This window comes from Streptomyces sp. NPDC047002 (assembly GCF_040704505.1).
Lineage (GTDB): Bacteria > Actinomycetota > Actinomycetes > Streptomycetales > Streptomycetaceae > Streptomyces.
Window position 1 is genome coordinate 22,084 of sequence record NZ_JBEYWC010000036.1, and the last position, 21,854, is coordinate 43,937.

Genomic DNA, 21,854 nt, shown 5'->3' on the forward strand with positions numbered 1-21,854 from the left:
GGGGGCGGTCGGTCGGTGAACGGGGCGCCGGGCCCGTCGTGGCGGGCGGGCGGAACCCGGCGGTCAGGAGTGGAAGGGCAGTCCGGCGTCCGCGACGAGTCCGGCGTCGTCGCCTTCGGGCGGCAGCAGCGTCGCCGTGCCGTCCGAGACGGGTACGACGCCGAGTTCCGCGAGCTCCGTGAGGGCCGCGGAGCCCGCCATGTCCCTGACCTGGAGCTGGTAGCGGGCGGTCGTGCGGTACGCGCCGCCCGCGTCGTCGCCGGTGCGCTGGAGGAACCCGGACTCGGTGAGGAAGGCGACCGCCTTGCCGACGATGCCGGTGGTCGAGCCGGCGAGGCGCCGCGCGTCCTTGGTCGCGCCGGTCGCGCTGCGGCGCGCGTACACCCGCCAGGCCGCTTCGAGACCGGGCGCGTCGCTCGCGGGGTCGGTGTTCTCGCCGGTCTCGTCGGCGCGCTCCTCCAGCCTGCGACAGGCCTGGCGGACGAACGCGTCCACGCCGTTGACGGTGATGCGGCCGATGTAGCCGTCGTCCGCGAGGTCCTCGGGGCGGGGGAACGCGAGCGCGGCGACGGCGAGATGGGCGAGGCCGTGCAGGAACCGGTCGGCCGAGTCCGTCGCGGCGCGGCGCGCGTAGTCGCCCATGCGGACGGCGAAGACGGAGTCCTCGGCCGCGGTGACGGCCATGCCGGCGCGGGGCGAGACCTCGAGCACGACGAGGCCGAGTCCCGCGGCGACCGCGTCGGCGATCCGCGCGAACGCGGGGTCCTCGCGGTAGCGGCGCAGCAGTTCTGTGTACTCGGCGTCGCGCGCGGGCAGCAGCCGGGGCTGGAGCCCGAAGGACACGAGCCTGGCCGCGTCCGCCGCGTCGGCGGGGGTCACCGGGGCGGCCGCCCCTGACCCCGCGCGCTCGACGGCCTGAGCACCCGGCTCGGCCCACGGGTCGGTCTCGGTCGCGTGCTGGTCGGTCACGTACGTGGCTCCTCGGACGGACAAGGACCCCCGGCGCCCGCGCGGGCACCGGCGGCGGAACGGGCTGCGGGGCCGCGCGGGCGTGGCGGCGCGGGAGCGTGCCGCCGCGGCGGGTTCATGCGGCCTCCGTCCGGGCCGTGGCCATGGCGGCGGCGTCGAGGAGGGCCGTGCCGAGGATCAGGTCGGCGCCGCCGAAGTCCTCGTCGTCCAGCGGGGTGCCGTCGTCCACGGCGAACAGCAGGCGCTCCTCCCCCTGCCGGTACGCCGTGCCGACCGGCGGGCTCGCCGCGTGCACGGCGAGCAGCACGATCAGGTGCGCCAGCTCGCCCCCGCCGTCGCGGCGGCGGGCCTCGGCGAGCAGGCCGGAGAGGCGGCGCGGCGCGTCGGGCTCCAGGGTCAGCAACTCCATGGCGTCCGCGAGCTGCTGCTCGCTGAACCTGCTGTCGTCCGGGGTGGTGACGAGGTCGGGCTCCGGCATCTCGGCGCCCAGGTGGGCCCGCTCGACGGGCGGGGTGAGCAGCATGTCGACGAGGTCGCCGACGCGGACGGCCGCGGGGGTGCGCAGGCCCGTGCCGTGCGCGAAGTACGCGTCGGTGACCCGGCCGGCGTCCGCGACGGGCAGCGGCAGCAGCGGCGCAACGAGCTGCCCGTACAGGTCGAGGCCCACGCGGGCCGCGGGCGTGGCGAAGGCCTGTCTGTCCTGCTCGGCGCGGAACAGCGGCCCGGCCTCCAGGAGCCTGGACTGGAGCTGGGTGTGGCGGCGGATGCAGTCCTTGACGATGTCGACGAGCTCGGCGGCGCGCCGCTTGTGCTCCGCGGTCTTCGGGTCGCCGCCGGTCTCCGCCTCGTCGCGCGCCTTGCGGATGTTCGTCAGGATCGCGTTCTCGTGGCGGTAGCGGTCGGCGACGTGGTCGAGCGCCTCGTCGATCAGGTCGGGCACAGTGCGCAGCCAGTCGACCGCGCGCACGTTGCGCCGGGTGGCCTCCAGGGTCCTGCGCAGGGTCTCCGCGTACTGCACGGTGCGGTATCTGGCCTGCTCGGCGGCGAGCTGCGCGTCGGCGAGGCGGCCGCGGCTGATCAGCACCTCGAGCTTGACCTCGGCGGCGATCTGCGCGCTCGTCACGTCCGTGTCGAGCGCGCCCACGAGGACGTTGACCGCTTCGTCCGTGGTGCGCAGGTAGACGCTGCCGCCGTCGCCCGGGACCTCTTCGATGAGCTTGAAGTCGTAGTCCCTGCGGCGGTAGACGCCGTCCGTGCCGAACGTGCCGTACACGGCGCGGAACCCGCGGTCGACGCTGCCGACGTTGATGAGGTTCTCCAGGACCCAGCGGGCCACCCGCTCGTGCTCTGCGGCGGGACGGCCGGGCGCCTGCGCGGCGACGCGCGGCAGCAGCCTGACCACTATCTGGTCGTGGTCGGCGCCCGTGTCGAAGTCCATGTGCAGGGTGACCAGGTCGATCGCGGCGAGCGCGACCTCGGCCATCGCGTACACGCCGTACTCCCCCGCGAGGTTGGCCTTGCGGGCGTCCAGGTCGTGGAGCGGGGCCGTGCAGGCGAGGGCGCGCAGGCGGCGCGCGAGGCCCTCGTCGGCCGCCGGGCCCTGCGCGGGCCGCGGCCCGGTGCTGAACTGGGACGGGGCTGGTTCCGTCGGGGCGGGCGAAGTCACGGTGCACAGACTAGGTCCTGGCACCGACAGGGGTCGAAACGGCGCAGAACCGGCGCAGGACCGGCCGGGGCCGCCGGGTGGGGCGCGCGGGGCGCCGGCCGCGCCGCGCTCACCCGCCGCGCCCCGGCGCCATCTGACCTGAGAAGATGACGCAATGGAGTCGAGGAGCATCGATCTTAACGCCGACCTGGGGGAAGGCTTCGGCCGTTGGCACCTGACGGAGGACGAGGCCCTGCTCTCGGTCGTCACGAGCGCCAATGTGGCCTGCGGCTTCCACGCGGGCGACCCGCTGACGATGCGCCGGGTCTGCGCGTGGGCCGCGGAGCGCGGCGTGCGGATCGGCGCGCAGGTCTCGTACCGGGACCTGGCGGGCTTCGGCAGGCGGTCGATGGACGTGCCTGCGGCCGAGCTGGCCGCCGAGGTGGCGTACCAGATCGGCGCGCTGCGGGTGTTCGCGCAGGCCGCGGGCGCCGAGGTGGCGTACGTGAAGCCGCACGGCGCGCTGTACAACCGCGCGGTGCACGACGACGGGCAGGCGGCCGCCGTGGTCGAGGGCGTGCTCCTCGCGGGCGGCGGCCTTCCGGTGCTCGGGCTGCCGGGGTCGCGGCTGCTCGCGCACGCGGCGGAGGCCGGGCTTGTGGTGGTGGCCGAGGCGTTCGCCGACCGCGCCTACACGGCGGCGGGCACGCTGGTGCCGCGCACGCAGGAGGGCGCGGTGGTCAGCGGGGGTGACGCGGTCGTGGAGCGCGCGGTGCGCATGGCCACGGCGGGCGAGGTGACGGCGCTGACCGGCGAGCGGGTGGCGGTGCGGGCCAGGTCGCTGTGCCTGCACGGCGACACGGCGGGCGCCGTGGAGCTCGCGCGGCGGGTGCGCGGGACGCTGGAGTCGGCGGGGGTGCGCGTGGAGCCGTTCGCATGAGCGTGCGTGCGGTGCGGGTCGGGGACCACGCGCTGCTGGTCGAGCTGGCGGACGGCGAGGAGACCGCGGCGCTCCACGGCGAGCTGCTGCGCAGGCGGGCCGCGGGCACGCTGCCCGCCGTGGGCGAGATCGTGCCGGCGGAGCGCACGGTGCTGCTCGACGGGCTCGCGGACCCCGCGAGGTTCGCCGCCGAGGTGTCCGGCTGGCGGCTCGCGGCCGCCGACCGGGTGGACGCGGCCTCCGTCGAGGTGCCGGTGCGCTACGACGGCCCCGACCTCGCCGATGTCGCGGAGATGTGGGGAGTGGACCCACGGGAGGCGGCGCGGCTGCACGCGGCGACGCCGTTCCGGGTGGCGTTCTGCGGCTTCTCGCCCGGTTTCGGCTATCTGACCGGCCTCGGTGAGCGGTACGCGGTACGGCGCAGGGCGACGCCCCGCACCTCGGTGCCCGCGGGGTCCGTGGCGGTGGCGGGCCCGTACACCGGGGTGTACCCGCGCTCCTCGCCGGGCGGCTGGCAGCTGATCGGCACGACGGACGCGGTGCTGTGGGACCAGGACAGGGTGCCGCCCGCGCTGCTCGCGCCCGGCACCCGGGTGCGGTTCGTGGCGGTGGACGCGTGAGCGGCGCCGCGGGCGGCTTCATGGTGGAGCGTGCGGGCGCCCTGACGACGGTGCAGGACCTGGGCAGGCCCGGGCACGCGCATCTCGGCGTGCCGCACGCGGGCACGCTGGACGCGCCCGCCGCGCGGCTCGCCAACCGCCTCGTCGGCAACGCGGACGGGGCAGCCGTCCTGGAGACCACGCTGACCGGCTGCGCGCTGCGCCCCGACCGCGCCGTGACGGTCGCGGTGGCGGGCGCGCCCGGCCCGGTCCTGGTGGCAGGGCGCCCTGCGGCATGGGGCGCGCCCGTGCTGGTGCCGGCAGGCGCCCTGCTCGACGTGCGGCCCGCGGTGTCGGGCGTACGGGCGTACGTGGCGTTCGGCGGCGGGATCGCGGTGGAGCCGGTGCTCGGCAGCCGCTCCGCCGACCTGCTCTCGGGGCTCGGCCCCGCGCCCCTGCGGGACGGCGACGTGCTGCCGCTTGGCGTACCGTCAGGTCCCGGTGCCCCGGTCGACGCGATCCCGTGGCCCGCTCCCCCGGCCGAACTGGTGCTGCGGGTACGGCTCGGGCCGCGCGCCGACTGGTTCACCGCCGACGGTCTGAGGACGCTGGCGAACGGCGCGTTCCTGGTCTCGTCGGCGAGCAACCGCATCGGACTGCGCACGGAGGGCCCGCGGCTCGAACGCGCGCGGGACGGCGAGCTGGCGAGCGAGGGCATGGTGACGGGCGCGATCCAGGTGCCGCCCGACGGGCGGCCCGTGGTGTTCCTCGCCGACCACCCGACGACCGGCGGCTACCCGGTGGTGGGCGTCGTCCGCGCCGCGGACCTCCCGGCCGCGGCCCAGGCCGTACCGGGCACCCCGGTCCGCTTCGTCCCGACCCGCACGCCCCGGTGACCCCTGGGCCCTTCGGCCCCGGCCGGAGAGGGCCCGACTCACCCCGGCAGGAGGCCGAAGTCCGTGGGCGCGGGGGCGCGGCGGGCGTCCACCGCGCCGTACGGGTCCTGTTCGCGGCGCGGTGTCGCCGCCGTACCGCCGTCCTCCGGGTTCGTGCCGGACGCCGCGTCCCGCACCGGCTCCCCGGGCCCTGCGGGTTCGGGCCCGAGCGCGGCGAGCGCCAGGGCGAGCGAGCGGTCGGCGGCCGCGTCGAGGCGGCGGGTCGTGCCGCGGGCCGCGTGGCGGGTCTCGGCAGCCGCGAGCCGCAGCAGTTCGGGCAGCAGGTCGCGGCAGCGGCGCGCCACCCAGGCCGACCCCTTGGTGGCCAGCCACCGCAGGGACTCGCGCCTGCTCGGGGGCGGACGGTCGGCGGCGAGCGAGGGCGGCGCGCCGAGCCGGAGCCCGCGCTCCGCGAGCAGGCCGTGGAAGCGTGCCGCGATCAGGCGGTGGCCGCGCTCCCCCGGGTGGAGCCGGTCCGCGCTCCACAGCCCGCGCTCCGCGACCCACACGGCGTCGGACATGTGCAGGTGCACGGCGTCGTAGCGGGCCGAGAGCGCGTGCACCACGGCGTTCAGGGCGTGCTGACGGCGCGCCAGCGGGCGGGCGAGCGGCCCCGGCAGGCCGAGCATGGCGCCGGGTTCCGGCAGGCACGCGGTCAGCAGGACGGCGCCCTGTCCCGCGAGCGCGCGGCACACCCGGTCGAGCCTGACCGCGATGTCCTCGATGTCGAAGGCCGCGCGCAGCGTGTCGTTGACCCCCACGACGACGGACGCGAGGTCGGCGCCGAAGTCCAGGGCCGCCGGGGTCTGGGACTCCTCCACGTCCGCGGTGAGCGCGCCGCTGACCGCGAAGTTCCCGAAGACCGTGCGGCCCTCGCCGAGGAGCGCCGCCCAGCCGCGCCAGCCGCCCTCGACGGGGTCGCCGATCCCTGAGGTGAGGGAGTCCCCGAGCGCGGCGAACCGCACCCCGTTCATGCGGGCGTCCCGTCCTTCCCCGTCACCGCGACGGGCGGCAAGGACGCCAGGCCGCTCCCCGGCCGCCGCCCGCCCGGTTCCCCCTCCTCCTGCCGTACGGGCGCGGCCTGCGCCTCGTGCGCGGCGAGGAACGCGGCCACCGAGGCGTCCCAGCCGAAGAGTTCGGCCCGCGCGCGGGCGGCGGCGCGCCGCTGCGCCGCGGGCCGCGCGAGGAGTTCCTCGACCGCGTCGGCGAACGCCTCGCCGCTGTCGGCGGCCGCGACGCCCGCGTCGCCGATCACCTCGGGCAGCGCGGACGAGCGGCTGGCGACCACGGGCGTGCCGCAGGCGAGCGCTTCGAGCGCGGAGAGCCCGAACGTCTCGGCGGGCCCCGGCGCGAGGCACAGGTCGGCGGAGGCCTGGAGGTCGGCCATGGCCTGGCGGTCCGCGACGTGTCCGAGGAAGAGGGCCGGCAGCCGCCGCTCGCGCGCCCTGCGGACCAGACCGGGGCGCAGCGGCCCCTCGCCCGCGACGACGAGCACCGCGCGCACCCCGCGGGCCCGCAGCGCGTCGAGCGCGTCGAGCGCGGTGCCCGGCCGCTTCTCGACGGAGAGCCGCGAGCCGAGCAGCAGCAGGACGTCGCAGTCGCCGTCGAAGGCGCTCAGGCAGCGGGCGCGCAGCCCCGCGCTGCGCCGGTGCGGAGCGCACCGCTCCAGGTCGACGCCGAGGGGGGCGCGCAGGACGTTGCGCACGCCGATGCGCAGGAACTCGCGCTCGGCCCACTCGGTGGTGCAGACGATCTTCGAGTAGGCCCAGGCGCTGCGCCGGTTGATCCGGTCGGCCGCGCGCCCCGCCGCGAGCCCCGGCACGCCCCAGGTGCGCAGCACGCCGTCGGCGGTCTCGTGGGAGACCATCATCGAGCGCACGCGGTGGCGGCGCGCCCACTCGCCGGTCCAGCGCAGCGAGGTCCGGTCGGAGACTTCGAGCCGGTCGGGCGCCAGGTCCTCCAGGATCTCGCGGACGCGCCTGCGGGCGGTCAGGACGCGGTAGCCGCCGGTGCCCGGCAGTACGGGTCCCGGGACGGTGATCACCCGGCCCTGGACGGTCTGCTCGTCGGACGCGGTCTCGCCGGGGACGACGAGGACGGGTTCGTGCCCCGCCGCGAGGTAGCCGCTGCCGAGTTCCTGGAGCGCGGTGCGCAGGCCCCCGGAGGACGGCGTGACGAAGTTGGCCATCCTGACGATGCGCAGGCCGCTCATGCGACCACCGCCGTGCGGGCGTCGAGTACGGCGTGGTAGTGGCCGAGGAGTTCGTCGCCGATCGCCGTCCAGGTGCGCTCGCGCACCCGGGCGCGCCCCTCGGCGCCGAACGCGGCCCGCAGCACGGGCGCGTGGGCGAGGTCGAGCACGGCGCGGGTGACGGCATCCTCGTCCTGGGGAGTGACGAGGAGTCCGGTGCCGCCGTGGTCGACCAGGTCGAGCGGGCCGCCCGCGGCGGGCGCGACGACGGGGACGCCGCTCGCCATGGCCTCCTGCACGGTCTGGCAGAAGGTCTCGTACGGACCGGTGTGCGCGAACACGTCGAGCGAGGCGAACAGTGTGGCGAGTTCGTCGCCCGTCCTGCGGCCGAGGAAGGCGGCGCGCGGCAGCAGCCCGCGCAGCGTGGTCTCGCTCGGCCCGTCCCCGACGACGACCAGGCGGATGCCCGGCAGTTCGCTGACGCCCCGCAGGAGTTCGACGTGTTTCTCGGGCGCGAGCCTGCCGACGTAGCCGACGAGGAGTTCGCCGTGCGGCGCCAGCGAGCGGCGCAGGGCCTCGCTGCGCAGCTGCGGCCTGAAGCGCTCGGTGTCGACGCCGCGGCGCCACAGCGCCACCCGCGGTATGCCGTGCTCGGCGAGGTCGCGTACGGCGGCCGTCGAGGGCGCGAGGGTGAGATCGGCGGCGCAGTGCACGGCGCGCAGCCTGCGCCACGCGGCGGACTGCCCGGTGCCGACGTAGGTGCGGGCGTAGCCGGCGATGTCGGTCTGGTAGACGGCGACCGCGGGCAGCCCGATCCTGGCGGCGGCGGCCATGCCGCGCGCCCCGAGCACGAAGGGGCCCGCGAGGTGGACGAGGTCGGCGCGGTGTGCGGCGAGCGCGGCGGCCAGGCGGCGGCTCGGCAGGGCCACCCGCACCTGCGAGTAGCCGGGCAGCGGCATGGACGGCACGCGGATGATGTCGCACGGCGCGTCGTGTTCCGACGCGCCCGCGACCGCGGGGGCGATGACGAGGGGTTCGTGGCCGCGGGCGACCAGGTGCCGGGCGGTCTGGAGGGCGCAGTGGGCCACGCCGTTGACGTCGGGCGGGAAGGACTCGGTGACGATGACGACACGCATACCCGTGTTGTCGTCGGACGGGACGTGTCCCTGCCAACGTGGATCTTTCCGCGCGGGGAACGTCCTGTGAGCACTTGACGTCGCCGCCCCGGCGGGGGCGTCCCGCCGGGACCCACGTGCCGTCCCCGGTGTCGTCCCCGGTCAGGCGCGAGCGCGCAGGCCGTGCGCCCGGGGCGGCCACCCCGGGCGCACGGCCCCCGGCTACAGCGCGGGCGCGTCCGGGTTGAACCTGCTGCGGACCGCGGTCTGCACCTCGTCCTCCTCGACCGGGTCGGCGGCGAGCCTGCGCAGCCGCTCGGCGACCCGGGCGTCGCCCATCTCCGCGTGCAGGGCGGCGATCTCGCGGGTGGTCTCCTCGCAGTCCCAGAGGCATTCGAAGGCGAAGCCCGTGGCGTACGAGGGATCGGTGGCGGCGAGGGCGCGCGCGGTGCGGCCGCGCAGCTGGGAGGAGGCGGTCTCACGGTAGACGTGGCGCAGCACGGGGGCGGCGCAGGCGATGCCGAGCCTGCCGGTGCCGTCGACGAGGGTCCACAGCGCGGGGGCGTCGGGCCCCTCGGCCCTGACGGTCTCGCGCAGCGCGCCGAGCACGGTCCCCGCGTCCTGGGCGCCGCCCCGGACGGCGAGCACCCCTGCGGCGGCGCGGCCGAGGGCGTCGGGGCGGCGCGCCCAGCCGCGTGCGCGGTCGACGGCCGCGGTGGAGCACATCCGCTCGAAGGCGGCGATCGCGGCGTCTGCCGCGCTGCCCGCCTCGTCGGCCGCGGCACCGATGAGGTCGAGCGCGGCGGGGTCACAGGACTGGGCGAGGTAGTGCAGGCAGGCGCCGCGTGCCCCGGGGGGCGCGGCGGCGGCCGCGGCGAGGATCGCGTCCCTGTCCTCGGGTCCTGCGACGGCGAGGAGGCAGCGGGCGGCGGGCAGGGCCGGGTCGCCGCCGCGCGCGTGGCCCTGCTCGGCCCATTCGAGCACGGCCTCGACGCTCCAGCCGGGGCGCGGGCCCGCGGGGCGCAGCTGGCGCTGCCAGCGGTCGAAGGAGCCCTGCTCGCCCGCGGCCCTGACGCGGGCGGCGACCGCGGCGCGCGCGTCGTCGGCCCACAGCCGCCAGGGCCGCGGCTCGAAGGCGTCGCGCACGGCGGCGGCGAGCTCGGCCTCGCCCTCGGGGGTTGTGGGGAAGCGGGCGAGCACCGGCTCTGCGAGGGAGCGCAGGCCGGTGTCGTCGTCGCGCAGCGCGAGCTCGTCGAGGGCCCAGGCCCAGTTGGCGCCCGAGGCCGCGTACCGGCGGAGCAGGTCGAGCGCGTCGCGCCTGCCGTACGAGGCGAGGTGGCCGAGCACGGCGAGCGCGAGCCCGGTGCGCTCCTCGCCGGGGTCGAGGTGGTCGTCGGCGCGGAAGAGGTGCTGGTCGATCGCGTCGAGGCCGCCGTGCAGGTCGAGGTAGAGGCGCGCGTAGTACAGCGAGCGGTTCTCCGCCTGCCAGTCGTGGCGCGGGTCGTCGAGCACGCAGTGGTTGAGGGCGGCGAGCGCCTCTGCCCGGGGGGCGGCGAGCGCGTGCAGCGTGCCGTCGCCGCGGCCTCGCTGGAGCAGGCCGAGCAGGGTGCCGCTCGGCGCTATGACCGGATCGAACATGGGGAGAGCCTCACATCAAGCTGTCGACGCAACCGGAAGTCCTGCCTAGGCCGCGCGGCAACAAGGGGGACCCGCCGTCGTCGCCTGCTTGGTGTAGACCATTTCCTCTGCCTCTCGTCGGTGGCCCGGTGGGGGCTCGTCGTCATGATGACCCAGCGTTTTCGCCACCGCGACCACATTTAGCCGGACCCGTCCCGGTGCCTCCCGCGGGGCCCGTGACCGGCTGCGCGCGGTGCGCGCCACGGGTGGCCGCGGCGCCGGTCAGCCGGCCCCGAACAGCTTCAGGAGGTCCTCTTTCCCGAACATGCGGGCCGTATCCACCGCGGACGGAGTTCCCGCTTCCGGATCGGCGCCGCCGTCGACGAGGGCGCGCACGACGGCGTCCTCACCCTTGAAGACGGCGCCCGCCAGGGGCGTCTGGCCGCGGTCGTTGGCGCGGTCCGGGTCGGCGCCGCGGGCGAGGAGGGCCTCCACCGCCGCGGCGTGCCCGTGGTAGGCGGCGAGCATGACGAGGGAGTCGCCCCTGTCGTTGGTGAGGTTCGCGGGCACCCCCGCGTCGACGTACGCGCCGAGGGTCTCGGCAGCTCCCTGGCGCGCCAGGTCGAAGACCTTGGCCGCCAGCTCGACCACGTCGGGGTCGGGCTCGGACCCCGTGGGGCTTCCACTCATCGTCGACCGCCTCTCGCACCGCCTGCCGGCCCGCACGGCACGGGCCGCTCACGGCTGAACGGAAGGGTACTGCGGGCGGGTTCCGCACCCACCCGCGCAGGTCCGGGGCCCGCACGCCCACCCGCTGCGCCATGTGAGTGATAAATCCAACCTTTCACTCATTTGCCCCTTTAGTCATATAGATACTTTCCGTCAGGATGGAACACCTCATGGTGACTGTCCCCTCAACCAGGAGAACACTCATGATTCTGTCCATCTCGGGCGTCGTGCTGCTGGGCATCATCGTCTTCCTCTTCTTCAGGAAGGACGGGCTCAAGGCGTCCCACGCGATGGTGTGCGCCCTGTTCGGCTTCTACCTGGCGGGCACGGCCATCGCGCCGAGCATCACGGCGGGAGGGGAGAGCCTCGCCGGGCTGCTGGGCGGGATCAAGTTCTGACGCCCGGCAGACCGCCACCTCCCCCGCGCTCGTCGCATCCCTTCCGCACCTCCAGGAGACAGCTGTGGCCCGGCGACCACTCCCCCGCATTCTGAGCAGCGGCACCACCCGTCTCACGCGTGGCCGCGAGATGGCGCGCACGGCCGCCGACAGCGCCACCGACGTCCTCCACCCGCTGATCACCGTCTCCCGTGGTCTGCGGCTGCTCGCCGTGTCCGCACGGCGGAAGTGGGCCGGCACCCCCAGGGAGCGGCGCGGTCCCGCGCTGTTCCTGGTGGCGGCCTGCGTGCTGGTGCTCGCGCTCATGCCCTACGGGCCGCTGCTCGCCCTCGTCACGGTCATGGCGCTCGCCGCGTGGAAGGGACGCGACCGCACCCCGAGGCGGACCGGGCCCGACGAGGCGGAGACCAGGCGGCTCCAGGCGCTGTACGACGCGCTGGTGCCGTATTTCTCCGTGCCGGAGGACCCGGGCCCGCTCTACGCGCACGGCGGCGCGTGGGACGCCGCCTTCTGCGGCCACGCCTTCGACGACGAGGGCCGCCTGACCCGCCTCGAACTGTCCTACCCGCCGTACTTCGCGGACGGCGACCCCGGCGCCCGCGCCACCGTGGAGCGGCTCCTGCACGCCAAGTCGGGGCGCGGCAGGGAGTGCCACTTCTCCTGGGACCAGGAGGCCAACCGGCTCGTGATGAGCGTGCTGCCCTCCCTGTCCACGTCGATCGCCGCGCAGCGCTTCGTCACCGTCCCCGGTGAGACGGTGCTCGGCTTCACCGACGACACGTCCGTCCAGCGCACGGTCCCTGTCACGGCGGACGGCGAGACGCTCCAGGAGCCTCCGGTGGTCTGGCGCACGGGACCCCGCTCGACCGAGCCGCACCTGCTGGTCGCCGGCCGGCCGGGCGCAGGCGCCACCAGCCTGCTGCGCTCGGTCGCCCTCCAGGCCCTGCCGTACGGCGACGTGGTGATCGTGGAGGGCAGCGGCGCAGGCGAGTTCGCGTCCTTCGCCGGGCGGCCCGGCGTGCTCGCGGTCGAGTCGGCGCTCGGCGGGGCGCTCGCCGCGCTGGAGTGGACCGCACGCGAGACGGAGCGGCGGCTGGTCGCGGCCAACGAGGCGCGGCAGGCGGGCCGCCCGGTGCCCGAGGACGTGAAGCGCCCGCTGTGGGTGCTGTTCGACCGGCCGAGCGTGCTGGCCCACCTCGCCGCCGCGGACGGCGGTCGCGACCCGCAGCAGCTGCTCTCCGTACCGCTGCGGCACGGCAGGGCCGCCGGGGTGACCGTCGTGGTGGCCGACCACGTCGACGCGCTCGACTGGGTCGACGACACGGTCACGTCGCACACCCCCGCGCGGGTGGCGCTCGGCGCGCTCCCGGCCGACGTGGTCGAGTCGGTGCTCGGCGCGCCCCCGCACACCACCCCCGTGCCGGACGTCCCGCCGGGCCGCGGGTATGCGCGCCTCGGCGCCTCCGAGGTGCTGCGGGTGCAGGTGCCCGCCACGCCCGACCCGTACGACGACGCGGCCTCGGACGCCGAGCGCCGCGCGGTGCTCGCCCTGCTGCCGCGCCGCGAGGACGACCCGGCCGAGCAGGCGCCCCCGGAGCAGGCCGCGCACCGGGCCACCGCCGCGCGGCCCGGGCCGGGCGAGGCGGCTGAGCCCGTCGAGCCGGACGCGCAGCCGACGCCGCAGGAGCGCGCGGGGCTGGCCGCCCCGGCGACGGTGGCGGCGGCCGAGGGCTGACACCGGGCCCCGGCGGGCTCGGGCGCCGGCCGGGGCCCCGGGCACCGCCCCGGCCCGGGCTCAGGCCACGGAGGTGCGGGGCGCGTGGGGGGCCGTGCCCGACTCCAGGAGGGCGACCGCGCGGGCCAGCCGGGCGGCCGCCTCCGTCGCCACCGGGCCCGTGACCGTGAACGGCAGCCGTACGTACCCCTCGAACGCGCCGTCCACGCCGAACCGCGGCCCCGACGGCACCCGGACGCCCACGCGCTCGCCGACCTCGGCGAGCCGCGAGCCCGACAGGCCGCCGGTGCGCACCCAGAGGGTCAGGCCGCCCGAGGGCACCTCGAACTCCCATCGGGGCAGCGCCTCGCGGACCGCGGCGACCAGCGCGTCCCGGTTCTCCCTGGCCTGCGCGCGCCGCAGCCGCAGCGCCTCCTCCCAGCCGCCGGTCTCCATCAGCCAGTGCACCGCGAGCTGTTCGAGCACGGGGGTGCCGAGGTCGGCGTAGGCGCGCGCGGCGACGAGCGAGCGGACCACGTCGGGCGCGGCCCGCACCCAGCCGATCCGCATGCCCGCCCAGAACGCCTTGCTCGCCGAGCCGACCGTGACCACCGTGCTGCCCGCCGGGTCGAAGGCGCAGACCCGGCGCGGCATGGCGACGTCCTCGTCGAGCGCGAGCTCCGACATGGTCTCGTCCACGACGAGGACCGTGCCTGCCGAGCGCGCCGCCTCCACGAGCTGCCTGCGCTGGTCCTCGTCGGCGAGCGCGCCCGTGGGGTTGTGGAAGTCGGCGACGACGTAGGCAAGCCGCGGGGCGGCGTCCCGCAGCGCCTGCCGCCAGCGCGGCACGTCCCAGCCGCCGAGGCCCTCGGCCATGGCGACGGGCACCAGCCGCGCGCCCGCCTCCCGCATCAGCTGGAGGATGTTGGCGTACGAGGGCGACTCGACGGCGACCCGCTCGCCGCGCCCCGCGAAGAGATGGCAGATCGCGTCCATGGCGCCCATCGCGCCCGTCGTGACCATGATCTGCTCGGGCATGGTGGGCACGCCGAGCGCCGTGTACCGGTCGGCCAGCAGCTGCCGCAGCACCGGAAGACCCGCCGGGTAGTCGCCGTGGGTGTGCGCGTACGGCGGCAGCTCGGCGAGCGCGCCGCCGACCGCGCGGGTGAGCCACGGCTCCGGCGCCGGCAGGGCGGCGGTGCCGAGGTCGATGAGGGAGCCGAGGGACTCGGGCGGCAGGGGTTCGAGGCCGCGCGCGGGCAGCGGGTTGCCCGCCGGCACCGCGGTCCAGCTGCCCGCTCCCCTGCGGGACTCGAGGAACCCCTCGGAGCGCAGCGCCTCGTAGGCGGCGGCGACCGTGGTCCTGCTGACGCCGTGCGCCACGGCGAGCTCGCGCTCGGCGGGCAGCCGCGCGGCGACCGGCACCCGGCCCTCCAGCACGAGCAGCCTGATGCCGTCGGCGAGGGCGCGGTAGGCGGGCTGCCTGCGCCCGCCCGCGGGCACCGCCGCCCCCGCCGTGCGCTGCGCGGCGAGCTGCCTGGCGAGCTGGGTCGCGCCGACCGCCGACGTCCACTGGGCCATGAGTGCGGTCCACCTTCCCCGGATTGGCCATGGTTGGCCCCGGCCGACCTGCCACAGGCTGGCGCTCACCGGTCCACCGATGCCATGGAAAGGGTACGCCGTGCCCCTTGCGCCTTACCGAGACCGGCGGCTGCCGCGCCGCCTCGTCCAGCTGTACGCGGGTCTCGCCCTGTACGGCGGGTCGTCCGCGCTGATCATCCGCGGGAACCTCGGCCTCGAACCGTGGAACGTCCTGGGCCAGGGCGTCGGCGGCCTGGTGGGCCTGCCGATCGGCACGGCCTCGATCGTCATCGGCGCGGCCGTCCTGCTGCTGTGGATCCCGCTGCGGCAGCGGCCGGGGCTCGGCACCGTCTCCAACGTGTTCGTGGTGGGGCTCGCCATCGACGCGACGACCGCCGCGGTGCCCGAGCCGCGCTCCCTGGCCGCCCGGGTCGGCCTGCTGACGGCCGGCATCGTGCTGAACGGCGCGGCCACGGGCCTCTACATCGCCGCGCGGTTGGGCGCGGGCCCGCGCGACGGCCTGATGACGGGGCTGCACCAGGCCACCGGGCGCTCCGTGCGGCTGGTGCGCACGGCGATCGAGGTCGCGGTGGTGGCGGCGGGGTTCGCGCTCGGCGGCTCGCTCGGCGTGGGCACGGTCGCGTACGCGCTGGCGATCGGCCCGCTCGCGCAGCTGTTCCTGCGCGTCTTCGCCATCCCCGCGGCGAGCGGCCGCCCGCCCGCGGTCGCCGGTGCGACACCGTAGGGGGCCATACTGCGCCCGTGACCCGCATGCGCACGCGCCACCCGTACCTCGACCGTCCGACGCCGCTGGCGTTCGCCCACCGGGGCGGCGCGGCCGGCGGGGTCGAGAACACGGCGGCCGCGTTCCGCCGTGCCGCCGGGCTCGGCTACCGCTACTTCGAGACGGATGTGCACGCGACGGCGGACGGCAGGCTCGTCGCCTTCCACGACGCGACCCTCGACCGGGTCACCGACGCGCACGGCCGCATCGGGGACCTGTCGTGGGCCGAGGTGTCGCGGGCCCGCGTCGCGGGCCGCGAGCCGCTGCCCCTCTTCGCCGACCTGCTGGCCGAGTTCCCCGGCGCCCGCTGGAACGTCGACGTCAAGGCGCCGCCTGCGCTGGTGCCCCTGCTCGACCTGATCAGGGCGACGGACAGCTGGGACCGGGTCTGCGTCGGGTCGTTCTCCGAGGCGCGGGTGGCGCGCGCCGCGCGCCTCGCGGGCCCGCGGCTCGCCACCTCGTACGGGGTGCGCGGCGTGCTCGGGCTGCGCCTCTCCTCGCTCGGGGTGCCGTTCCCGGTGCGCAGGGGCGCGGTGTGCGCGCAGGTGCCGGTGGAGCAGGCGGGGGTGCGGGTGGTGGACCGCAGGTTCGTGGCGCGTGCCCACGCCAGGGGCCTCCAGGTGCACGTCTGGACGGTCAACGAGGCGGATCCGATGGGGGCGCTCCTCGATCTCGGTGTGGATGGCATCATGACCGATCATCTGGAGACGCTCCGGGCGGTGTTCGAGGCGCGCGGGGTGTGGCGCTGACCGGAAGCGCGGGGCACGGGGTACGGGGAGGTAAGCAGGTGGCGGTCGGGCCCGCGCACGAGACGGCCAGGGCGGAAGGAGCGGCTGCCGACGAGGGCCCCGGCGCCCGCAGACGCGAGCAACGCGGCTGGTACTTCTACGACTTCGCCAACTCCGTCTACTCGACGAGCGTCATCACGGTCTTCCTCGGCCCTTACCTCACCTCGGTGGCGCGCGCCGCGGCCGACTCCGGGGGCTTCGTCCACCCGCTGGGCATCCCGGTGCGCGCGGGCTCGCTGTACGCGTACACGATCTCGGCATCGATCGTGCTGGCGGTGCTTGCGATGCCGCTGGTGGGCGCGGTGGCGGACCGTACAGGCCGCAAGAAGCCGCTGCTCGCGGCCTCGGCGTACGTGGGGGCCGCGGCCACGGCCGGGATGTTCTTCCTCGACGGGGACCGCTATCTGCTGGGCGCGGGGCTGCTGATCGTGGCGAACGTGGCGCTTCCGGTCTCCTCGGCGCTGTACAACGCGTATCTGCCGGAGATCGCCGAGCCGGAGGAGCGCGACCGGGTCTCCTCGCGCGGCTGGGCCTTCGGCTACACCTCGGGCGCCTTCGTGCTCGTCCTCGACCTGGTGCTCTACTCGGGCCACGACTCCTTCGGCCTCTCGCAGTCGACGGCGGTGCGGATCTGCCTGGCCTCCGCGGGCCTGTGGTGGGGCGCGTTCACCGTGGTGCCGCTGCGCAGGCTGCGCGACCGGCGGGCGGCGGCCCGCGGCGCCGAGCGCGGGACGACGGCGGCGGGGGCGGCGGGCACCGGCTGGCGGCAGCTCGCCGCGACGCTGCGGGACATGCGCCGCCATCCGCTGACACTGGCGTTCCTGCTCGCGTTCCTCATCTACAACGACGGCATCCAGACGGTGATCTCCCAGGCGTCGGTCTACGGCTCCGACGAGCTGGGCCTCGGCCAGTCCACGCTGATCGTCGCGGTGCTGCTGGTGCAGGTGCTCGCGGTCGCCGGGGCGCTCGCGATGGGGCGGCTCGCGCGGGTCTACGGCGGGAAGCGGACGGTCCTCGGGTCGCTCGGCGTATGGGTCCTCATCCTTGTGGGGGGTTATTTCCTGCCCGCGGGGTCCCCCGTCTGGTTCTTCTGCCTGGCGGCGGCGATCGGCCTGGTGCTCGGCGGCAGCCAGGCGCTGTCGCGGTCGCTGTTCTCGCACATGGTCCCCGCGGGCAAGGAGGCCGAGTACTTCTCGGCCTACGAGCTGAGCGACCGGGGTCTGAGCTGGCTCGGGCCGCTCGCCTTCGGCCTCGCGTACCAGCTGACCGGCAGCTACCGGGTGGCGATCGTCTCACTTCTGGTGTTCTTCGTGGTGGGTTCCGTCCTGCTCGCGCGGGTACCGGTGAGGCAGGCGGTGGCCGACGCGGGCAACACCGTGCCCGAACGGATTTAGACGCCGGGGCGAAAGGGCGGTAGTGTACGCGTTTGGCCTGCCAGCCGTACCGTTCCTGCGTGGTCCGGTACGGAAAATCCGGGGTGACATCTCGTGCCAGAGGTGACGAACCGGACCGCGGCGGGTACGCGAAGACCTAGTGAGGACCAGCGGTACGACGGGCGACGCAGCACCGGAACGGGAATCTTTACCGCCGACCGGACGTTGACCGGAAGACGACGACAGCGACACTTTGTCCTGTGGGCGACAAGCCCGGGAGGCACGATTCATGAGTGAGCGAGCTCTCCGCGGCACGCGACTTGTGGTGACCAGCTACGAGACGGACCGCGGCATCGATCTGGCCCCGCGCCAGGCGGTGGAGTACGCATGCCAGAACGGACATCGATTCGAGATGCCGTTCTCGGTAGAGGCGGAGATTCCGCCGGAGTGGGAGTGCAAGGCGTGCGGCGCCCAGGCACTCCTGGTGGACGGGGAGGGCCCCGAGGAGAAGAAGGGCAAGCCCGCCCGTACGCACTGGGACATGCTCATGGAGCGGCGTACGCGCGAGGAGCTCGAAGAGGTCCTGGCTGAGCGGCTCGCCGTGCTCCGGTCGGGTGCGATGAACATCGCGGTGCATCCGCGGGACAGCCGGAAGTCCGCCTGATCAAGGACCGCTCCCCGGGCAGGGCGCCGGGCGGCACAGACGACAAGCCGCGGGCTGCGACACGATCTCGGTGTCGCAGCCCGCGGCTTTTCCCTGTCGTCCCCGCGGCTTTTCCCTGTCGTCAGGGGGTGAGGGGCGGGCGGGGCCCCTCGTCGTCGCGGCCGCCGCGGCGGCCAGGGGCTCCGTCGTCCCGCACGACCTCGCCCTGGACCACCGTGCCGTCCTGGGACATCCGGGCCCGCTGAGCCTGCTGGAAGGCGTCCTGGAGATCGCCGGGCACCGCGGCGCGCATCCGCCGCTCCATCGACCGGTCGGCGAAGCGCCCCACGACGGCGCGGACCGGCGGGATCAGCAGCAGCAGGCCGGCGGCGTCGGTGAGCAGCCCAGGGATCATGATCAGCAGGCCGCCCAGCATCAGGAAGCCGTTCCTGCTGGAGTCGGCGCTCCGCTCGGGGGTGACCCCGCCTCGCTGTGCCTGCTGGAGGGTGGAGCGCAGGTTCTGGAAGGCGCGCCTGCCCGCCGTCTTGACGACGACGGAGCCGAGCACGATGCCCGCCACGATGATCAGGAAGACCACGAACCCGTTTGTGGCGCCGCCGACGAGTGTCAGCAGCCAGATCTCCAGGGCGATCCAGACGAGGACGGCGAGCGGCAGCAGCCCGCGGGCGCGCGAGCGTTTGGGGGCCGTTCCCTGCGGCATGGCGGTGGTCATGCCTCCAGTGTGCCTGGCGTCACGTCCGTACGGCATAAGGGGTCGGCGGAGGTGTACGGCGGGCGGGACCGGTCAGGAGGACTCGGCGGGCCGCGACTCGGCAGGGGGCTCCCCCGCGGTGCGCGCCCGGCCGACGGCCCGTCGGCCGAGCAGCCGGTTGGCCCGGGTCTCCACGCCCCAGGCGGTGACCCGGAAGAGAGCCTCCACGAAGATGTCGCGGCTCATCTTGGAGTCGCCGACCTCGCGGTCCACGAAGGTGATCGGCACCTCGACCACGTGGTATCCGGCCTCGACCGTGCGCCGCGCGAGGTCGACCTGGAAGCAGTAGCCCTGCGAGGCGACCTCGTCGAGGCCGAGCCCTTCGAGGGTCTCCTTGCGGAAGGCGCGGTAGCCGCCGGTGACGTCCTTCATCGGCACGCCGAGCAGCAGCCGGGAGTACGTGCTGCCGCCGCGCGAGATGAGCTCGCGGGTGCGCGGCCAGTTGACCACCCGGCCGCCGGGCATCCAGCGGGAGCCGAGCACCAGGTCGGCGCCCTTGAGCGCGGTGAGCAGACGGGGCAGTTCCTCGGGCTGGTGCGAGCCGTCGGCGTCCATCTCCACCAGGACGCCGTAGCCGTGGTCGATGCCCCAGCGGAAGCCGGCGAGGTAGGCGGCGCCGAGGCCCTCCTTGCCCTTGCGGTGCAGGACGTGGACGTTGTCGTCGGCCGCAGCGAGGCCGTCGGCGATGCGGCCGGTGCCGTCGGGGCTGTTGTCGTCGGCGACCAGGATGTGGGCGTCGGGCACCGCGGAGCGCACACGCTTGACGATGGCCTCGACGTTTCCCGCCTCGTTGTAGGTCGGGATGATCACCAAGGCCGAGCCGAGCGGGCCGAACCGCCTCTGACCGCCGTCGTTCACTAGTGCCCCTTCGTCGTCCTGCGCCGGGGCACCACCATAGCGAGCACGCGCGCGCGGGTCGCTTCCACGGTGGCATGTCGACGTACGGCACCGCCGGCCCTCGCGCGTACGGGCGTCCCGGCAGCTCCGGGCCCGTGGCACCGGCTGCGGACCGGGGCCCGGCGTCCTTCGGGCCGACCTGGGGCCCGCTGGCTGCGGGCCGACCGAAAGCCGTTGTCTACTGAACGCCGGGACCCCGCCCGGGTCGCACCCGCCGACCGGCTGAAACCTGCCCGCTCCGCCGCCGCGCCGGGGCTGGGCCTGGCTCCCAGCGGAGGTGCGCCGGTGCGGCACGCCTCCCCTGACCCAGTGGCGTTCGGCGAGGGCGCGGGGAACGCCGGACGGTCGTCCTGTGGTGGACTCGCCGAACCTACCCGCCCCCGGCGCCCGGCTGTCAACACGCGCACCACCTGGCCCGTTGCCGGGAACCAGCAGGTCAGCGACGAAGATCCGCAGGTCGCCGGGGAGCACGGCGGTCCGGGCGGCGCGGCGCTGCGCGCCCCTACGTCACTCGTTCGGTCGCCTGAAGACGGTTTCCCCGCCGACGACGGTCTCCAGGCACTCGGGCAGGGCGCGTCCTGGCGTCAGGTCGGGCAGGCCCGGCGTGCCGGAGCGCGGGTCGGTCGACCAGCGCGCCACCCGGTCGTCCGGCGCCTGGACGACGAGCTCCTCGGTGCGCCAGATCGCGTAGTCGGCGGGCGCGCCCGGCACGAGGACCCCGGCGTCGTCGCGGCCGAAGGCCCGCCAGCCGCCCCGGGTGTGGGCGGTGAAGGCGGCCCGTACGGAGACCCGGTGTGCGGCGGTGCGGTGGAAGGCCGCGGCCCGCACGGTGCCCCACGGGTCGAGCGGCGTGACCGGCGCGTCGGAGCCGAGGGCGAGCGGCACGCCGGCCTTCAGCAGGGCGGCGTACGGGTTGAGGGTGGCGGCCCGGGCGGCGCCGAGGCGCGCCGCGTACATGCCGTCGTCGCCGCCCCAGGCCGCGTCGAAGGCGGGCTGCACGGAGGCGGTCAGGCCCAGTTCCGCGAAGGCCGCGACCGTCTCGGGGGTCATCATCTCGGCGTGCTCGATCCGGTGGCGCGCGGCCCGCACCCTGGCGGTGCCGAGGCGCTCCGCGGCGGCCAGCACCCCGGCGACGACCGCGGCGAGCGCCGCGTCACCGATGGCGTGGAAGCCCGCCTGGAGGCCCGCCTCGGTGCAGGCGGCCACGTGCGCGGCGACGGCGTCCCGGTCGAGCTGCGGCTGCCCGGTGCCCGGTGCGTCCGCGTAGGGCTCGCCGAGCCACGCCGTGTGGGAGCCGAGCGAGCCGTCGACGAAGAGGTCGCCGGCCGCGCCGAGGGCGCCGAGCTCCCGCACCCGCCTGGCGCCCTTCTCACCGGTGACGGGCTCGGCCCAGTAGCCGCGCACCCGGGGGCCGGGCGCGGCGTCGGCGAGCGCGAGCAGCGCGGTGAAGTCGTCCTCGTCGGAGATCTCGGGGCCGCCGCACTCGTGCAGCGAGCCGATGCCGAGGGAGGCGGCGCGGGCGAGCGCGGCGCGCTGCGCCTCGGCGCGCCTCGCCGGGGTGATGGCGGCGTGCGCGGCGGCTCGTACGGCGTGGTGGGCATCGCCGGTGAGGGGCGCGTCGTGGGCGTAGCCCGCGCGGGCCGTGACGCCGGGGACCAGGTCGAGCAGGGCGGTGGTGACGACGGCCGAGTGCACGTCGGCGCGGGTGAGGTAGAGCGGCCGCCCGCCGGTGGCCTCGTCGAGTTCCGCGCGGCTCGGCGGCCGCAGGCCGGGCCAGCGCGCGGCGTCCCAGCCGTGGCCGAGGAGCACGCGGTCGGCGGGGCGCGCGGCGGCGTAGGCGCGGACGGCGGCGAGCGCCCCGGCGAGGTCGCGCGCTCCGGTCAGGTCGAGGCCGGTGAGCGCGAGTCCGGTCGCCGTGGTGTGGACGTGTGCGTCGGTGAAGGCGGGGGTGACGAGCGCGCCGTCGAGGTCCACGACCTCGTCCACGCCGCTCGCGAAGGAGTCGGCCGCCCCCTCGGAGCCGACCCAGGCGACCTGTCCGCGCTCGACCACCATCGCGGTGGCGAACGGGTCTGCGGGGCTGTGCACCTCGCCGCGGCGCAGCAGCACGGTGCGGGGGTGGCTCTGGGGGGCGGTGCTCGGGTTCATGGGGACAGTCTCCCGC

Annotated in this window: 20 protein-coding genes; 9 read left to right on the forward strand and 11 right to left on the reverse strand. The window is 75.9% G+C overall.

Annotated features, from left to right (window positions below):
* Positions 1 to 63 precede the first annotated feature (63 nt).
* Together AB0910_RS26455 and AB0910_RS26460 are read right to left on the reverse strand one after the other, a co-directional pair.
* Positions 64 to 969, reverse strand: a complete 906-nt coding sequence (locus AB0910_RS26455; RefSeq protein ID WP_366747154.1) for a hypothetical protein — start codon at positions 967 to 969, stop codon at positions 64 to 66.
* A 115-nt stretch (positions 970 to 1,084) separates the two neighbouring features.
* Complete coding sequence (locus tag AB0910_RS26460; protein ID WP_366747155.1) at positions 1,085 to 2,635, reverse strand: hypothetical protein; 1,551 nt, start codon at positions 2,633 to 2,635, stop codon at positions 1,085 to 1,087.
* A 154-nt stretch (positions 2,636 to 2,789) separates the two neighbouring features.
* Between AB0910_RS26460 and AB0910_RS26465 the strand changes: the two genes are divergently transcribed.
* The 3 genes from AB0910_RS26465 to AB0910_RS26475 are packed head-to-tail and all read left to right on the forward strand — an operon-like array spanning position 2,790 to position 5,049.
* Positions 2,790 to 3,554 carry a 5-oxoprolinase subunit PxpA gene (locus AB0910_RS26465; RefSeq protein ID WP_366747156.1) on the forward strand — a complete coding sequence of 255 codons (765 nt, stop codon included), beginning with the start codon at positions 2,790 to 2,792 and terminating at the stop codon, positions 3,552 to 3,554.
* On the forward strand, positions 3,551 to 4,174 hold the full coding sequence (locus AB0910_RS26470) for an allophanate hydrolase subunit 1 (protein ID WP_366747157.1): 624 nt from the start codon (positions 3,551 to 3,553) through the stop codon (positions 4,172 to 4,174). Before AB0910_RS26465 ends, AB0910_RS26470 begins: the two co-directional genes overlap by 4 nt.
* A gap of 20 nt (positions 4,175 to 4,194) precedes the next feature.
* Positions 4,195 to 5,049 (forward strand): biotin-dependent carboxyltransferase family protein, encoded by an 855-nt coding sequence (locus AB0910_RS26475; RefSeq protein ID WP_366747196.1) that lies wholly within the window; start codon positions 4,195 to 4,197, stop codon positions 5,047 to 5,049.
* Positions 5,050 to 5,087: 38 nt separating this feature from the next.
* Here AB0910_RS26475 and AB0910_RS26480 read toward each other — a convergent pair whose 3' ends face one another.
* The 5 genes from AB0910_RS26480 to AB0910_RS26500 all read right to left on the reverse strand — a co-directional run bounded on the left by AB0910_RS26480 (position 5,088) and on the right by AB0910_RS26500 (position 10,701).
* The gene (locus tag AB0910_RS26480) at positions 5,088 to 6,062 is read right to left on the reverse strand and encodes an SGNH/GDSL hydrolase family protein (RefSeq protein WP_366747158.1); all 975 of its coding nucleotides are present in this window, start codon (positions 6,060 to 6,062) and stop codon (positions 5,088 to 5,090) included.
* Positions 6,059 to 7,300 (reverse strand): glycosyltransferase, encoded by a 1,242-nt coding sequence (locus AB0910_RS26485; protein ID WP_366747159.1) that lies wholly within the window; start codon positions 7,298 to 7,300, stop codon positions 6,059 to 6,061. Before AB0910_RS26485 ends, AB0910_RS26480 begins: the two co-directional genes overlap by 4 nt.
* Positions 7,297 to 8,415: a glycosyltransferase family 1 protein gene (locus AB0910_RS26490; RefSeq protein WP_366747160.1), complete on the reverse strand. Its 1,119-nt coding sequence runs from the start codon at positions 8,413 to 8,415 to the stop codon at positions 7,297 to 7,299. Before AB0910_RS26490 ends, AB0910_RS26485 begins: the two co-directional genes overlap by 4 nt.
* Positions 8,416 to 8,616: 201 nt before the next feature.
* The gene (locus AB0910_RS26495; RefSeq protein WP_366747161.1) at positions 8,617 to 10,032 is read right to left on the reverse strand and encodes a HEAT repeat domain-containing protein; all 1,416 of its coding nucleotides are present in this window, start codon (positions 10,030 to 10,032) and stop codon (positions 8,617 to 8,619) included.
* 261 nt (positions 10,033 to 10,293) lie between these two features.
* Positions 10,294 to 10,701, reverse strand: a complete 408-nt coding sequence (locus tag AB0910_RS26500; protein WP_366747162.1) for an ankyrin repeat domain-containing protein — start codon at positions 10,699 to 10,701, stop codon at positions 10,294 to 10,296.
* A 242-nt stretch (positions 10,702 to 10,943) separates the two neighbouring features.
* Between AB0910_RS26500 and AB0910_RS26505 the strand changes: the two genes are divergently transcribed.
* Both AB0910_RS26505 and AB0910_RS26510 read left to right on the forward strand, forming a co-directional pair.
* Complete coding sequence (locus AB0910_RS26505) at positions 10,944 to 11,138, forward strand: hypothetical protein (protein WP_345655603.1); 195 nt, start codon at positions 10,944 to 10,946, stop codon at positions 11,136 to 11,138.
* A 64-nt stretch (positions 11,139 to 11,202) separates the two neighbouring features.
* Positions 11,203 to 12,873, forward strand: coding sequence for a hypothetical protein (locus AB0910_RS26510; RefSeq protein WP_366747163.1), 1,671 nt, complete (start codon positions 11,203 to 11,205; stop codon positions 12,871 to 12,873).
* A gap of 60 nt (positions 12,874 to 12,933) precedes the next feature.
* Here AB0910_RS26510 and AB0910_RS26515 read toward each other — a convergent pair whose 3' ends face one another.
* Positions 12,934 to 14,433 carry a PLP-dependent aminotransferase family protein gene (locus AB0910_RS26515; RefSeq protein WP_366747164.1) on the reverse strand — a complete coding sequence of 500 codons (1,500 nt, stop codon included), beginning with the start codon at positions 14,431 to 14,433 and terminating at the stop codon, positions 12,934 to 12,936.
* 100 nt (positions 14,434 to 14,533) lie between these two features.
* Here AB0910_RS26515 and AB0910_RS26520 point away from each other — a divergent pair, with 100 nt between their 5' ends.
* From AB0910_RS26520 to AB0910_RS26535, 4 genes are all read left to right on the forward strand, one after another.
* Positions 14,534 to 15,178, forward strand: coding sequence for a hypothetical protein (locus AB0910_RS26520; RefSeq protein WP_366747165.1), 645 nt, complete (start codon positions 14,534 to 14,536; stop codon positions 15,176 to 15,178).
* Positions 15,179 to 15,204: 26 nt separating this feature from the next.
* Positions 15,205 to 15,966 carry a glycerophosphodiester phosphodiesterase gene (locus AB0910_RS26525; protein WP_366747197.1) on the forward strand — a complete coding sequence of 254 codons (762 nt, stop codon included), beginning with the start codon at positions 15,205 to 15,207 and terminating at the stop codon, positions 15,964 to 15,966.
* Positions 15,967 to 16,004: 38 nt separating this feature from the next.
* Positions 16,005 to 17,399, forward strand: coding sequence for an MFS transporter (locus AB0910_RS26530; protein WP_366747166.1), 1,395 nt, complete (start codon positions 16,005 to 16,007; stop codon positions 17,397 to 17,399).
* A 268-nt stretch (positions 17,400 to 17,667) separates the two neighbouring features.
* A complete protein-coding gene (locus tag AB0910_RS26535) occupies positions 17,668 to 18,042 on the forward strand; it encodes an RNA polymerase-binding protein RbpA (protein WP_030757047.1) in 375 nt (124 codons plus the stop codon).
* Between the two features lie 121 nt (positions 18,043 to 18,163).
* On the opposite strand, the gene fxsA is transcribed toward AB0910_RS26535, so the two are convergent.
* The 3 genes from fxsA to AB0910_RS26550 all read right to left on the reverse strand — a co-directional run bounded on the left by fxsA (position 18,164) and on the right by AB0910_RS26550 (position 21,838).
* Positions 18,164 to 18,754, reverse strand: coding sequence for an FxsA family membrane protein (fxsA, locus tag AB0910_RS26540; RefSeq protein ID WP_366747167.1), 591 nt, complete (start codon positions 18,752 to 18,754; stop codon positions 18,164 to 18,166).
* A gap of 72 nt (positions 18,755 to 18,826) precedes the next feature.
* Positions 18,827 to 19,651 carry a polyprenol monophosphomannose synthase gene (locus tag AB0910_RS26545; protein WP_366747168.1) on the reverse strand — a complete coding sequence of 275 codons (825 nt, stop codon included), beginning with the start codon at positions 19,649 to 19,651 and terminating at the stop codon, positions 18,827 to 18,829.
* A gap of 546 nt (positions 19,652 to 20,197) precedes the next feature.
* Positions 20,198 to 21,838, reverse strand: coding sequence for an amidohydrolase family protein (locus AB0910_RS26550; protein WP_366747169.1), 1,641 nt, complete (start codon positions 21,836 to 21,838; stop codon positions 20,198 to 20,200).
* Positions 21,839 to 21,854: the final 16 nt, after the last annotated feature.

Excerpts from the sequence above, each read along its gene's own strand:
- AB0910_RS26525 (WP_366747197.1), top strand. The coding sequence starts at position 15,205 with ATGCGCACGCGCCACCCGTACCTCGACCGTCCGACGCCGCTGGCGTTC.
- AB0910_RS26505 (WP_345655603.1), top strand. The coding sequence starts at position 10,944 with ATGATTCTGTCCATCTCGGGCGTCGTGCTGCTGGGCATCATCGTCTTC.
- fxsA (WP_366747167.1), bottom strand. The coding sequence starts at position 18,754 with ATGACCACCGCCATGCCGCAGGGAACGGCCCCCAAACGCTCGCGCGCC.
- AB0910_RS26480 (WP_366747158.1), bottom strand. The coding sequence starts at position 6,062 with ATGAACGGGGTGCGGTTCGCCGCGCTCGGGGACTCCCTCACCTCAGGG.
- AB0910_RS26485 (WP_366747159.1), bottom strand. The coding sequence starts at position 7,300 with ATGAGCGGCCTGCGCATCGTCAGGATGGCCAACTTCGTCACGCCGTCC.
- AB0910_RS26465 (WP_366747156.1), top strand. The coding sequence starts at position 2,790 with ATGGAGTCGAGGAGCATCGATCTTAACGCCGACCTGGGGGAAGGCTTC.
- AB0910_RS26500 (WP_366747162.1), bottom strand. The coding sequence starts at position 10,701 with ATGAGTGGAAGCCCCACGGGGTCCGAGCCCGACCCCGACGTGGTCGAG.
- AB0910_RS26475 (WP_366747196.1), top strand. The coding sequence starts at position 4,195 with ATGGTGGAGCGTGCGGGCGCCCTGACGACGGTGCAGGACCTGGGCAGG.
- AB0910_RS26550 (WP_366747169.1), bottom strand. The coding sequence starts at position 21,838 with ATGAACCCGAGCACCGCCCCCCAGAGCCACCCCCGCACCGTGCTGCTG.
- AB0910_RS26495 (WP_366747161.1), bottom strand. The coding sequence starts at position 10,032 with ATGTTCGATCCGGTCATAGCGCCGAGCGGCACCCTGCTCGGCCTGCTC.
- AB0910_RS26490 (WP_366747160.1), bottom strand. The coding sequence starts at position 8,415 with ATGCGTGTCGTCATCGTCACCGAGTCCTTCCCGCCCGACGTCAACGGC.
- AB0910_RS26470 (WP_366747157.1), top strand. The coding sequence starts at position 3,551 with ATGAGCGTGCGTGCGGTGCGGGTCGGGGACCACGCGCTGCTGGTCGAG.
- AB0910_RS26515 (WP_366747164.1), bottom strand. The coding sequence starts at position 14,433 with ATGGCCCAGTGGACGTCGGCGGTCGGCGCGACCCAGCTCGCCAGGCAG.
- AB0910_RS26535 (WP_030757047.1), top strand. The coding sequence starts at position 17,668 with ATGAGTGAGCGAGCTCTCCGCGGCACGCGACTTGTGGTGACCAGCTAC.